Annotated in this window: 12 protein-coding genes; 6 read left to right on the top strand and 6 right to left on the bottom strand. The window is 26.8% G+C overall.

Going from position 1 to position 14448, the window contains the following annotated elements:
* Window positions 1-186: 186 nt before the first annotated feature.
* From AC4FQ1_RS04810 to brnQ, 4 genes are all read right to left on the bottom strand, one after another.
* The gene (locus AC4FQ1_RS04810) at window positions 187-762 is read right to left on the bottom strand and encodes a sigma-70 family RNA polymerase sigma factor (RefSeq protein WP_491148406.1); all 576 of its coding nucleotides are present in this window, start codon (window positions 760-762) and stop codon (window positions 187-189) included.
* A gap of 453 nt (window positions 763-1215) precedes the next feature.
* Window positions 1216-2181, bottom strand: coding sequence for an LCP family protein (locus AC4FQ1_RS04805; protein WP_491169086.1), 966 nt, complete (start codon window positions 2179-2181; stop codon window positions 1216-1218).
* A 27-nt stretch (window positions 2182-2208) separates the two neighbouring features.
* Window positions 2209-3036 (bottom strand): Cof-type HAD-IIB family hydrolase, encoded by an 828-nt coding sequence (locus AC4FQ1_RS04800; RefSeq protein WP_491169085.1) that lies wholly within the window; start codon window positions 3034-3036, stop codon window positions 2209-2211.
* A gap of 280 nt (window positions 3037-3316) precedes the next feature.
* Window positions 3317-4615 carry a branched-chain amino acid transport system II carrier protein gene (gene brnQ, locus AC4FQ1_RS04795; RefSeq protein WP_491169084.1) on the bottom strand — a complete coding sequence of 433 codons (1299 nt, stop codon included), beginning with the start codon at window positions 4613-4615 and terminating at the stop codon, window positions 3317-3319.
* A 378-nt stretch (window positions 4616-4993) separates the two neighbouring features.
* On the opposite strand from brnQ, the gene galU reads away from it, so the two are divergent.
* The 6 genes from galU to AC4FQ1_RS04765 all read left to right on the top strand — a co-directional run bounded on the left by galU (window position 4994) and on the right by AC4FQ1_RS04765 (window position 12100).
* Complete coding sequence (gene galU / locus AC4FQ1_RS04790) at window positions 4994-5872, top strand: UTP--glucose-1-phosphate uridylyltransferase GalU (RefSeq protein WP_491169083.1); 879 nt, start codon at window positions 4994-4996, stop codon at window positions 5870-5872.
* Window positions 5873-6555: 683 nt separating this feature from the next.
* Window positions 6556-8196 (top strand): peptide ABC transporter substrate-binding protein, encoded by a 1641-nt coding sequence (locus AC4FQ1_RS04785; RefSeq protein ID WP_491169082.1) that lies wholly within the window; start codon window positions 6556-6558, stop codon window positions 8194-8196.
* Between the two features lie 26 nt (window positions 8197-8222).
* The gene (locus tag AC4FQ1_RS04780; protein ID WP_491169081.1) at window positions 8223-9170 is read left to right on the top strand and encodes an ABC transporter permease; all 948 of its coding nucleotides are present in this window, start codon (window positions 8223-8225) and stop codon (window positions 9168-9170) included.
* Between the two features lie 11 nt (window positions 9171-9181).
* Window positions 9182-10099, top strand: a complete 918-nt coding sequence (locus tag AC4FQ1_RS04775; RefSeq protein ID WP_491169080.1) for an ABC transporter permease — start codon at window positions 9182-9184, stop codon at window positions 10097-10099.
* Window positions 10100-10128: 29 nt separating this feature from the next.
* On the top strand, window positions 10129-11154 hold the full coding sequence (locus AC4FQ1_RS04770) for an ABC transporter ATP-binding protein (RefSeq protein WP_303129518.1): 1026 nt from the start codon (window positions 10129-10131) through the stop codon (window positions 11152-11154).
* Window positions 11147-12100, top strand: a complete 954-nt coding sequence (locus tag AC4FQ1_RS04765) for an ABC transporter ATP-binding protein (protein ID WP_303129517.1) — start codon at window positions 11147-11149, stop codon at window positions 12098-12100. Before AC4FQ1_RS04770 ends, AC4FQ1_RS04765 begins: the two co-directional genes overlap by 8 nt.
* 147 nt (window positions 12101-12247) lie before the next feature.
* Here AC4FQ1_RS04765 and trpS read toward each other — a convergent pair whose 3' ends face one another.
* Both trpS and AC4FQ1_RS04755 read right to left on the bottom strand, forming a co-directional pair.
* Complete coding sequence (gene trpS / locus AC4FQ1_RS04760; protein ID WP_491148393.1) at window positions 12248-13252, bottom strand: tryptophan--tRNA ligase; 1005 nt, start codon at window positions 13250-13252, stop codon at window positions 12248-12250.
* A gap of 73 nt (window positions 13253-13325) precedes the next feature.
* Complete coding sequence (locus AC4FQ1_RS04755; protein WP_491169079.1) at window positions 13326-14441, bottom strand: endospore germination permease; 1116 nt, start codon at window positions 14439-14441, stop codon at window positions 13326-13328.
* Window positions 14442-14448: the final 7 nt, after the last annotated feature.

Raw genomic sequence — 14448 nt, 5'->3', positions numbered from 1 at the left:
ACAGTAAAATGTGCTGTTATAAATTTACTTGACGGGGTAATTTTTATTTCAAAATTTATTTATATAAATAATTTATAATAAAAGAATAAATTAATATATGGTGTAAGAAAAAAATTTTTAATTATAGAATTAAATCTTTTAAAAAGTCATATAATAAATAATATATTTGATAAATGAAATATAAGCTTAGTATATATTTAAAAATATCTTCTTTAATTTAGTACATAATTTTTTCTTTTGATATATACATTTAGAATAATCAATGTTGTATTTTTCAGAATATCTTTTTAATGGACAACGAACACCACTATACATTAAAAAATCAAAAAGTTGTCTTTCTTCAGTGGATAAAAGCTCTCTTGCTTTAAGTATACGTTTATCTTCATAGTTATTTATAAAAATATCTTCTGTTGATTTATTATCTTCAATTAAATCTATAATTTCTAATCCGTCTTCATTTTCTATATTTAAACTTGTAGCACATTTTTCTGAAGGATTTTGTCTGCAAAGATAAGCAAAGTTATTTATTACAGCAAATTTAACGTAAGATGGAAATTGTGTTTTCTTTTCAACATCAAAGGCTTTAATAGCTTTTAATATAGAAAGTATTCCGTACTGAATAAGGTCATTATAATCATAATTATCTATAAAAGGATATTTTTTAATTTCCTTTTTTACTAAAGGTAAATATTTTTCTATTAATATTTGTTTTGAATTTTTATCATTATTTTTGGCAAGTAGAATTAAAGTTATGTCTCGCATTATTATGTCCCCCTTTCAATTTATACGTTTTATTTTTAGTTTTTAATTAATAATTTTCAATAATATATTTACTTATATATATGCAAATAAAATAAAAAATAATAAAAAATATGAACGTATGTTCGCATAAATGTTAAAAATTTTGCTTAGCTACATTATGAGTAACTAAGCTTATATTTTAACTTTGCTTATAATTTAGATTTAATTATTGCTATATAAGTTTTATTATCTTTAATTATGTTTATAAAAAATAATTCTTTATTAAATAAAATATATTTTTATAAATATAGTATAGCATTATAAGGAATTTATGTAAATAAAAGTATAAAATGATTTAAAGAAATTTTTAATATAAAAATAAAAACACAAGTGGACTATAGTTATACTTGTTTAACTTCATTAGTTTTATAAAGTACAAAAGTAGGAAATAATATTCCTACTCTTATGTCTTAATTAATTTTCAAAAATAAATTTATGCAATTCTTTTGTTTCAGCTGGTATATCAAATGTCATATAATAAACACTTTTTATAAGCTTTCCATTTTCATGTTTATCACAAGGAACTCTTAGTTCATCAATTTTATTAGCTCCAGTATCAATTATATCTTTACCTAAGCTTATAAATTCATTTGAACTTATATTAGTAGTTACAAGAGGTAATAATTGATTTAAAATTCCTGGATAATCAGTTACAGGAGAATTTTTTATTTTATCGAAGACAGCAGTTATAACTCTTCTTTGTCTTTCAGTTCTTCTTTGATCTCCGCCATCATATCTAATTCTACAATAAGCAGTAGCTTGAACACCATCTAAATGTTGCATTCCTGTACTTGTTATATGAGGTGAATTTGTATGATCATAATTATTTATACTATCTATATAACCATTTATATATTTTAAATCACCTTTAGTAATATTCATATCAATTCCACCAAGCTTATTAATAACATTTGGTAGTGAAGTAAAGTTTACTGTTATAAATTTATCAATATTCAAATCGAAATTAGTATTGATAGTATTTAATGCAAGTTCAGGACCACCATAAGCATAAGCATGAGTAAGTTTTGTCATTCCATGACCTTTCACATTAACATATGAATCTCTCATAAGAGAAGTAAGCTTAATTTTATTATGTTTATTATCAATTGTAAGAATCATGTCAGCATCAGATCTTCCTACTTGACCTTGAGGAGCATCAATTCCAAATAATGCAATATTAGTTATATCTGATTTTGTAGCTTCATTTTGAGCTTCTTCATTAATACCAAGATTATTTTTATTAAGTTCTACTTTATTAGTTTTATTAAGCATAGCATATACATATCCAGCTCCAAGTCCTATTATAACTAATATTGCAATAACTATACCTATAACAACCTTTTTCCAAGTTGCCATTTTTCTTTTTGATTTTTCCCCCATTTTTTGTTCTCCTTTCAGTATAAAAGATTAAAGAGCAAACTTTCTAATGGCTTTAGCTACACCAGAATTTACATTTGTATCAGTAATATACTGAGCTTCTTTTTTCAATAAATCAAGTCCATTACCCATACAAACTCCAATGGCAGCATATTTTATCATAGAAAGATCATTCTCACTATCTCCAATACACATTATTTCATCTTTATTTATATTAAGCATTTCTGATAAATGCTTAACTGCATTTCCTTTTGAAGTTCCTTTTTTCATTACTTCAAAATTATTAAGTCCTGAACTTACAACTTCATATCTGCCAAGACTTAGGAATTCATTTTTTGCTTTTAAAAGTTCTTCATCATTAGCTTCATTATTTACAGCGATAAATTTTAAAATATCTCCTTCAAGCTTTATTAAAGTATCTGTTAAGTCTTTAGATACTATAAATTTAATTTTATCTTCTTCTGGGATATTTTTATTAGTAATTTTATAAGCATGATTTTCTTTAAACTCAGTAGTAGATATTGCTGTATCATGAGTATTAAAGTAAGCATTAAAATTGTATTTTTTTGATATATTATATATTTCTAAAGATTCATCAAGTGATAATGGTCTTTCATATAAAACATGAGATGATTTTTTTTCTCTTATGTAGGCACCATTAGATGAAATTATAGGTGCATCAATTCCTATTAAATCAGAATAATATTTAGCTGATGTAAATAATCTACCTGTAGTTAAAGCAATTATAATACCTTTTTCTTTAGCTTCTATTAAAGCTTTTTTATTATCTTCTGATACTTGATGATTATTATCTAAAAGCGTTCCATCCATATCAATACAAATTAATTTTATAGACATATAAAAAAACCTCCTTTACTTAAGTTTTGAATAAATTAAATATTATAAATTTACACATTCAAAATTTTATCATTATTAAAAAATAATGTAAAGTTAACTATTTATAATGATTAAATTACAATAAAAGCAATAAATTTTAAAATTATATTAGCAAAATTATATTATGTATTTATAAGAAATATATTTATAAATAAATTCTAAGTTAAAAATAATTTAATTAATGAAATGAAAAATAAAATTAATATTAAATAAGAAATAATTAAAAAGAAGCTTCTTAAAATTAAGAAGCTTCAATTTCATTTAAATTATTTGAATTAGTTTCATCATTTTTAGATTTAGATCTAAATATTACATATCCTAAAAGGATAGCAACTATTGTTGGAATAAGCCAAGGGAATCCTTGAGCTCCAAGTGGAAATAAGTTTAAGTTTATTCCAGGAATTATTCCGATTACTCCAAAAACTAATGAAGTATAAACTCCAAGTCTTACAGCATTTATATTAGTTAAGAATTTATCTAATAAAGTTGTTACAATAAGAGTTATAGCAACTGGATATAATATATTAAGTATTGGTCCTGATATTTTTACAATATGATCAACACCAAGAGAACCAATTCCGATACTAATTACTGAAATAATTAACGCATTAACTTTATAAGGTAATTTCCCTTTTGAGATTTCAGTAAAGAATGATGCTCCAGCAGATATTAATCCAATTGAAGTTGTAAGACATGCTAGTCCCATAGCTATTCCTATAATTGCTGGACCAACATTTCCTAAAATATTTTTTGAAATAAATAAAAGTAATGTTGTTTTTGTTGCATCAGCTGGTGCGGCATTAGCAGTTTGAGCTCCGATAAATGTTAAACCACCATACACAAATGCTAGTCCAATAGCAGCAACTACTCCAGCTTTTATAGTCATAGGAACTAAATCTTTTTGTTTATAACCTTTAGCAATTATGTTACCAGATACTATTGCTGCAAAAAGTAATGCTGCAAGAGCATCCATTGTTTGATATCCTTCAAGGAATGAACTTGAAAGAACTGATGTAGCTCCAGTACTTTCAATAGCATCAATTGGAGATATTATTCCTTTAAAAATAATTATAGCTAATATAATAAGTAATGCAGGTGTTAAAAATTTACCTATTAAATCAATAACACTTGATTTTCTAAATATAAAAAATAAGTTTATAGCAAAATATACAACCATCCAAGCTATTGATGGAACTTCTGGGAAAAATGGATGTATAGTTAATTCATAAGTTGTTGCTGCAGTTCTTGGAATTGCAAGCATAGGTCCTATTGCTACAAATAAAAGTGTTGCGAAAATTAAAGCAAACTTAGGACTAATTTTTGAAGCCATTGTTTCAAAAGTACCATCACCTTTTATACATGCAATTATAGCAAGTAAAGGTAGTCCAACTCCAGTTAAGCAAAAACCAATTATAGCAAATATATATTCACTTCCAACCGATTTACCAAGAAACGGAGGGAATATTAAGTTACCAGCACCAAAAAACATAGCAAATAGAGCAAAGCCTACTATTAAAAAATCTTTTGTTCTTTTGTTCATAATTAAAACCTTCCTTTTATAAATTCTTTTTAAAATTAAAATAATATAATTTTATTTTTTAACGTAAAATCAAATATATTTAAAGTTTGTAAACTTTTTATTTATTTACATTTTAATATATCAACTATATTAGCATTAAATTTTATAAAATTCAATAAATAAACTTTGGAAATGATGTAATATAGATTTGATAATGGCAAAAAAATTATCAAATTATCAACAGATAACGTTTAACATTGATGAATAGTTATATAGAAAAATAACTTAATGTTATGATATAATAAATTCGTATTTTTAATAAATTTTATAAATTTAACTTTACTAGGATAATTTTAGTAGATAATATTTAAATTATTGTTCTAAAGAGGGGGATAAATAATGAGAGTAAAAAAAGCAATAATACCTGCAGCTGGACTTGGAACTAGATTTTTACCTGCAACAAAAGCACAACCTAAAGAAATGTTACCAATAGTTGATAAACCAACTATACAATATATTATAGAAGAAGCTATTGCATCAGGAATTGAAGAAATATTAATTATAACAGGTAGAAATAAAAAATGTATTGAAGATCATTTTGATAAATCAGTAGAACTTGAAATGGAACTTGAGAAATCAGGAAAAGATGAACTTTTAGAACTTGTAAGAGATATATCAGATATGGTTGATATTCATTATATAAGACAAAAAGAACCTAAGGGATTAGGTCATGCTATTCATTGTGCTAAAACATTTGTTGGCAATGAGCCATTTGCAGTATTATTAGGGGATGATGTTGTAGATAGCAAAAAGCCATGTTTAAAACAACTTATGGATTGCTTTGATGAATATAAAACATCAATATTAGGAGTTCAAACTGTTCCAGAAGAAGATGTTTCAAAATATGGTATAGTTGATGGACTTCATATTGAAGATAGAGTATACAAAGTAAAGGATTTAGTTGAAAAACCAAAACAAGAAGAAGCACCAACTAATGTAGCTATTCTTGGTAGATATATAATAACTCCACAAATATTTGAAATATTAGAAAATACAGCACCAGGAAAAGGCGGAGAAATTCAATTAACAGATGCTTTAAAAACATTAATTTCTCAAGAAGCTATGTATGCTTATGACTTTGAAGGTAGAAGATATGATGTTGGAGATAAGTTTGGTTTCTTAAAAGCTACAATAGAGTTTGGACTTAAGAAAGATGAGTTAAGAAATCAGCTTTTAGATTATTTAGAAAATAAAGACTGGGAAGAAGTTTTTAAATAAATATAAACAAAATAAAAAATAATACTTTTAAAAAGTAACATGAATAAAATGTATAAACTAAAAGCTATTATGAAATAATTATTGATTTATTTCATAATAGCTTTTTTATATAAATAAACAGATAAGTAGAAATATATATTAAAGTTTAATATTTTAATTATTTTATTTAAATATATAGTACTTTTTGATAAAGAATATACATATAAACTATCAATATAAACAAAAATATTTCTAAAATGTTAATTAGAAACAAATTATTAATAAATAGAGGTTTTTTATACATATTTTTACTAAAGTAAAATTACAAATAATCAAAAAATAATAAAATTAACTAACAAATGTTAATTATTAAAAAATCCCGAATAAAACAACCAAAAAATATATAAATATTAGTTAACATTTACATTTACATATTATATATAAAATGGCTATTATCCCTTTAAAATGAAGGATATAGCCATTTTTAAATTTTTAAAAATTTGGATAAGTTTTAAATGGAATATTAAAGAAAAAACGTATAGTAAACGGGTGAAGTACATATGTATATTATATGTGTACATATAACAAAATGATAAAAAAATAAGCATTTATTTAATAATTTATTAATCGTGTTTAAAGTTTACTAAAAATATAAAATTGCTTCTTTAAATTTTTGATAGAATATATAAAAAGGGGGCAGCAGTATGAAAGCTAAAAAAGCAATAAGCACATTTTTAATTAGCGGATTAATAGTAATTTTATTCACAGGGTGTGGAAGTAAAAGTTCTACATCATCTAAAAATTTAAAAAAGTTAAATTTAACAACTGGGGCAATTAAAACTATGGATTCTGTAAAGGCTACTGATTCTGAGTCTTTTAACATATCTCAAAATACTCAGGAAACATTATTAGTATATGATAATGATAAGCCAGTGCCTGGAGCAGCAAAATCTTTTGAAAAGAGTAAAGATGAAAAAACATATACATTTCATTTAAGGGATGGGCTTAAGTGGAGTGATGGAAAAGATCTTACATCAAAAGACTTTAAATATGCATGGATGAGAATGTTAGATCCTAATGTTGCAGCTGGATATTCATTCTTTTTATTTGGTGTAAAAAATGGAGAAAATTATTTTAATGGAAAAGCAAAAGCAGAAGATGTTGGAATAAGAACACCAGATGATAAAACTTTAGTTGTAGAACTTGAAAATCCAATTCCATATTTTTCTCAATTAGTAGCATTTCCAGCTTTAGCACCACAAAGAAAAGATGTGGTTGAAAAGCAAGGTGAAGAATATGGAAGTAGAGAAGAAGGATTAGTATTTAGTGGACCATTTATGATTTCTAATTGGCAAAGAGGAGCTAAAGTTGAATTAGTTAAAAATCCAAACTATTGGAATGCAAAAAATATTAAATTAGATGAAGTAAATTTAACTCAAATTAATGAAGCAAATACACAATATCAAATGTTTTTAAGTGGTCAGCTTGATGTAATGTTTAAGGTTAATGGTGAATACATAAAAGAACTTCAAAAAGGAGTTAGTGAAAATAAATGGGATGAAGTAAGTGGTGTAATGCCAACTGTTTTCTATAATCAATTTAATTTTAAGTCAAATAAAATATTACAAAATACAAAAGTAAGACAGGCTTTATCTATAGCTATAAATAGAGAAGAATATACAAAAGATATATTAAAAAGTGGAGTTCCAGCTTATGGATTAGTTCCAGATGGAATTGTAGTTGGAGACATGAATTATAGAAAAAAAGTTAAAGAACCATTAAAAGAAATAATAAAAGAAGATCCTAAAAAATTATTTGTAGAAGGATTAAAAGAGTTAGGACTTGATCCAGATCCTTCAAAATATAATATAAACTTTTTACTTCAAGGAAGTAGTTCAAGTTATAAAAACTTAGGAGAATATTTACAAAATACTTGGAAAAATAAAATTGGAGTAAATATTAAACTTTCAATACCAGCAGATTTTTCAGATTTCTTAAGAAAAGAAGATTCAGGAGAATTTGATATAGCAATGGCTGGATGGGGTGCAGACTATAATGATCCTATGACTTTCTTAGATTTATATGGGGCAAAAAATGGAAGTAATTATGGAAAGTATAATGATCCTAAGGTTAATAAGTTATTAGAAGAATTACAGACAGAAATAAATATTGATAAAAGGCTTGATATGTATAAAGAAATAGAAAAAATTGAAGTTGCTGAAAATCCAGCAGTAGCTCCAACATATTATTTAGATATACATTCATTCCAAAAGAAATATGTTCATGGAATGCAATATCCAAAGTTTGGTGGAAGTTATCAATTAAGATGGGCATATATAGAATAAGCTAAATAAATAAGGGGGCAAAATATATGGTTAAATATCTTTTGAAAAGATTAGGATTAATGATAATAACTTTATTTGTTATAGTATCAGCTACATTTTTCTTAATGAATAGTATGCCAGGAAATCCTGTAAGGGCACAAGCTAAAAAATTACCAGAGTCAGTACTTAAGACTATGGAAGCTAAATATGGATTAGATAAGCCAATTACAGAAAGATATGTGCTATACATTAAGAATCTTGTTAAGGGAGATTTAGGTGATTCTTTTGTAACTCCAGGACTTGGAGTTGGAGAAATAATTAAAGATAGATTTCCAGCATCAGCAAGAGTCGGAGTTCAATCAGTACTTTTAGGATTAGTAGTAGGTGTGTTGCTTGGAATTATAGCAGGATTTAAGAGAAATACAGCAATAGATTATGTAGTTATGTTTATTGCAATACTTGGAGTTTCTATTCCAAGCTTTGTTCTTGCAACTTTAATACAAAGTACTGTAGGAGGAAATAGTGGACTTCCTATTGCAGGTTGGTTTAGTAGTAGTACTCCATTTTTAGAAAGATTTAAGTTTACAATATTACCAACAATAGCATTAAGTTTTAGTAGTATAGCAACTTATGCAAGATATATGAGAACTTCAGTTTTAGATGTTCTTGGACAAGATTATATATTAACAGCAAAGGCTAAAGGTTTATCTTTTGGGGCAATAACTTTTAGACATGTTTTAAGAAATTCTATGTTACCAATAATAACAATACTTGGACCACAAATAGCTACAATAATAACAGGAACTGTAGTTATTGAAAGAATATTTGCTATTCCTGGTATTGGTAATGGATTAGTAGATGCAATATATACAAAGGATTATAACGTGATTATGGGACTGACATTATTCTTTGCAGCTCTTTATATATTATCACTTCTTATGGTAGATATTTTATATAGTGTCGTAGATCCACGTATTAAATTAGAGGGTAAATAGGAGGGGGAAATATGGCTGAATTAACTAGAGAAAAGTTTAAAGTTGTTGGTATAGATAAAAATAAAGCAGAACAAATAGCTAGGCCAAACTTAACATATTGGCAAGATGCTTGGAGAAGGCTTAGGAAAAATAAAGTAGCTTTAAGCTCATTAATTATTTTAATAGTACTTATACTTATGTGTATAATACAACCTATTATTGCAGGTGATAATTATATGGTTCAAAATATAAATGATATGAACCAAGGACCTTCAGCTTCTCATTGGTTTGGAACTGATAATCTAGGAAGAGATTTATTTGATAGATTATGGATTGGTGGAAGAGTATCATTAATTATTGCTTTTGTTGGTACTTTAATTGAATGTGTAGTTGGAATTATATATGGAGGAGTAAGTGGATACTTTGGTGGAAAAGTAGATAGCATAATGATGAGAATAGTGGAAGTTTTAAGTGGAATTCCATATTTAATTGTTGTTATATTAATAGCTATAAGACTTGGAAATGGTATATTACCTCTTCTAATTGCACTTTGTATAACAGGATGGACAGGTATTGCAAGAATGGTCCGTGGACAAGTAATGCAACTTAAAGAGTCAGAGTATGTTATGGCAGCAAAAACTTTAGGTGCTAGTCCTTTTAGAATTATAATGAAACACATGATTCCAAATACTTTAGGGATTATTATTGTATATATAACTTTTGATATACCAAGTTACATATTTGCAGAAGCGTTCTTAAGTTTTATTGGACTTGGAATTCAACCACCACAAACAAGTTGGGGTGCTATGGCATCAGCTGGACAACAAGTAATGCAATTTTACCCAAGTCAGCTTATATTCCCATCATTAGCAATTGCAATAACAATGCTTGCGTTTAACTTATTAGGTGATGGATTAAGAGATGCTTTAGATCCTAAGCTTAGACAGTAATAATGGTTCTTGATTTGGGAGGTAGAGAGATGTCAAAAGTACTTGAAGTTAAAGATTTAAAAGTAAGGTTTAAAACTTACGCTGGGGTTGTTCAAGCTGTTAGAGGTGTTAGTTTTGATTTAAAAGAAGGAGAAACTCTAGCAATAGTTGGAGAATCTGGTTGTGGAAAGAGTATAACTGCTAAATCAATAATGAGACTATTACCAACACCACCAGCAGAAGTAGATAAAGATTCTAAAATTATATGTAACGGAAAAGATGTATTAAGTTTAAATAAAAGGGAGCTTCAAAGTTTAAGAGGTGGGGATGTAGGAATGATATTCCAAGATCCTATGACTTCTTTAAATCCTACTATGAAGCTTGGGAAGCAAATAATTGAGGTTTTAAATATACATAGAGGATTAAAGGGCGAAGAAGCTAAACAAGAAGCTATTAGGCTACTTAAGCTTGTTAATATTCCAAATCCTGAAACTAGAATAAATCAATATCCATTTGAGTTTTCAGGTGGTATGAGACAGAGAATGATGATTGCAATTGCACTTGCATGTCATCCAAAGGTATTAATTGCTGATGAGCCAACTACAGCACTTGATGTAACTATTCAAGCACAAATAATGGAGCTTATAGATAAATTAAAAGAAAAATTTAAAACAGCTGTTGTATTAATAACTCATGATTTAGGAGTTGTTGCAGAACACTCTGATAAAATTCAAGTTATGTATGCTGGAGTAATATTAGAAAGAGGAAGCGTAAAAGAAATATTTGAGGATGCAAAACATCCATATACATGGGCGCTTTTAAGATCAATGCCTACTCTAGATACAGAGCATAAAGCTGAATTATATTCAATAGAAGGAACACCACCTGACCTTTTAAATCCACCAAAAGGATGTCCATTTGCAGCTAGATGTGAGTATGCAATGGAAATTTGTAAGGAAGAGATGCCAGAAGAAACAAAACTTTCAGAATCTCATAAGGTTAATTGTTGGCTTATGCATGAATATGCTCCAAAGGTTGTATCACCTTTAAAGATAGGAGGAAAAGCTAATGAGTAAAGAAGTATTATTAGAAGTTAAAGATTTAAAAAAGTATTTTAATGTAGGAAAAGGAAAAACATTAAAGGCAGTTGATGGAGTTAGCTTTACTATAAATAAGGGTGAGACATTAGGTTTAGTTGGTGAATCAGGATGCGGTAAAACTACATGTGGTAGAACAATAATAGGTCTTTATGATGTAACTGATGGAGAAGTATTGCTTGATGGTGTTAATATGAGCAAGTTAAGCAATAAGGAAAGAAGAAAGCATGCAAGATTTGCACAGATGATATTCCAAGATCCTTATGCATCATTAAATCCGCGTATGACAGTTGGAGATATAATAGCAGAAGGTATTGATATACATAAACTTTATACAGGTCAAGCAAGGACGAATAGAATATATGAGCTTTTAGATCTTGTTGGACTTAATAAAGAGCATGCATCAAGATTTCCACACGAATTTTCAGGTGGACAAAGACAACGTATAGGAATAGCAAGGGCACTTGCTGTTGAACCTAAGTTTATTGTATGTGATGAACCTATATCAGCTCTTGATGTATCAATACAAGCACAAGTTGTTAACTTGCTTATTGAGCTTCAAAGAAAAATGGATTTAACATATCTTTTTATAGCTCATGATTTATCAATGGTTAGACATATATCAGATAAGGTTGGAGTAATGTATTTAGGAAACTTAATGGAATTATCAGATAGTAATGAATTATATGAAGAGCCACTTCATCCATACACTAAGGCTCTTATGTCTGCTATACCAGTTGCACAATATAGTGAATGTGAGAAAAAGAGAATAGAACTTGAAGGTGAAATAAGTAGCCCTATAAATCCGAAACCAGGTTGTAGATTTGCAAGCAGATGTAAGTTTGCTAAGGATATATGTAAGAGTGAGACACCTATATTAAAAGAGGTTAAGAAAGATCACTTAGTTGCATGTCATTTATATTAATTTTATAAAATAATATAAATTGAAAATTGATTTTAAATAAAGATTTATAGAATTAGTTTTAAATAGAATTAGTTTTAAATAGAATTAGTTTTAAATAGAATTAGTTTTAAAAAAAGAAGTTAAAGCATATTGCTTTAACTTCTTTTTTTATCTAGGAATAAATCCGATTTTCTTTTGCATTTTTCTTAAAGTTTTATTAGCTATATATGAAGCTTTATTAGCTCCTTCTTTATATATAGCTTCAAGAGTTTTCTTATCTTTAATAAGTTCTTTAACTTTATCTTGAATTGGAGATAACTCATTAACGATTGCTTCAGCTACATCTTTTTTTAGATCTGCATAACCTTTACCTTCATAATTTTTAACTAAACTTTCAGGTTCTACATTATTTATTGCAGCTAGTATATTAAGTAAATTTTTAACTCCAGGTTGTTCATCTGAATAATTAACGATTCCGATACTATCTGTTACAGCTCTTGAAATTTTCTTTCTTATAACATCAGGTGGATCCATTAATAATATGAATGAGTTTGGATTATCATCAGATTTTGACATTTTCTTAGTTGGTTCTTGTAAACTCATTATTTTAGCACCTGTTTTAGGAACATATCCTTCAGGAATCTTAAATGTTTCACTATAATTGTTATTAAATCTTATAGCTATATCTCTTGTAAGCTCTAAATGTTGAATTTGATCTTTTCCAACTGGAACTAAATCAGTTTGATAAAGTAAAATATCAGCAGCCATAAGTACAGGATATGTAAATAATCCTGTTCCTACTGAATTTCCAGCTTTTTTTGATTTATCTTTGTATTGAGTCATTCTTGAAAGCTCACCCACATATGAGTTACAAGTTAAAAGCCATGCACATTCTGAGTGTGCAGGTACATGAGATTGAATGAAAAGAGTATTCTTTTCAGGATCAATGCCACATGCTAAATATATTGAAAGAAGTTCTAAAGTTCTTCTTCTTAAATCTGCTGGTTTTTGTGGTACTGTTATAGCATGTAAATCAACTACACAGAAATAACAATTGTATTCATCTTGAAGCTTAACCCAATTTTTTATAGCTCCTAGATAATTACCTAATGTAAGATCACCAGAAGGTTGGATTCCACTAAAGATGACTTTCTTAGCATCTTTATTTTCCATAGTGCGTCACTCCTTAATTTTAGTTATATATAAAATTATAGGGGGCATATATATTAATGTCAATTTGTATATATTAAGTTATATTTTTATTTGTATTTTTAGATTTTATGTCAGGAATAAGTTTTTTACGCCATTTAATATAATAAATTAAAAATGTTACAAATGGTAGAAGACAAAATACAATTAATGAAATAAGCTTATATAATTTTAATAAATCAAATAATAAGTAATGATGTCTAGCTAAAGGAAGAGCCAATACAAATACTAAAATTGAATATATAATTGAAAATAAAATTTTGTTAGTAAATATATTTGAATAAATATGTCTTATTGCTATTACAGCAAGGGTATATTTAAGTGTCCATATACATACTGTTTTAGCTATAAAAAATAAATCACCAAATTCTATAAAGCCGTTAATTTGAATTCTTTGTACTCTTATAAATTCTGGATAATAAATATTATAAGCTCTAAGAGGTCCAAAAGTTCCAATAGCTGCAGCTATACTTATAACTACAATAAAAACAACAAAAATATTAGTTAAAGTTGTATATTTTAAAAATTTATTTTTTTTATCCATATATTTTAAAAATGGAAATGTTATTGCAGTTGAAGCAAATGAACCAAGTATAAGAAGTACTGCATATATAAATTTTTTACTAATTCCATAGCCCATAATTGGTAATAAAAGCTGTGGCTTTATATATTTAAATGTAAATAGTTCTACTATGAAAACTGAAATATATATAAAAGCACAAGATATTATTACAACAATCATAATGGTATCTAATCTTCTTGTTATTAAATAAGCAGTTGGAATTATAAACAATAATAAAGAATACCAAACTGGAGTTTCTAAAAATATATTTGTATGAATTGAATCAGCCTGTATTGCAGCTGTTTCTACTGATGTTATAAATAAATGTAATGAAAATAAAAATATAAAAATATTACTTAATGTTTTAGGATATGTAAGTTCAAATATTTCTTTGAAGTCAAAAGTATCAGTTTTCTTACATACATAAAAAATAAAAAATGAAAAAGCTATATAAATAATTCCAGCTATAATTGCTGCAACCCAAGTGTCTCTATCACCTAAATCTATAAATATAGAAGAATAACTTCTAAGACTTATTGCTGAAACTATAAGTATGAGAAATATATAATGTTTACTTGATATTTTATTCATTTAATCA

This window comes from Clostridium sp. TJA020 (assembly GCF_058310295.1).
The sequence above is the reverse complement of the archived record's forward strand: the minus strand, read 5'-3'. Positions and strand labels throughout refer to the sequence as shown.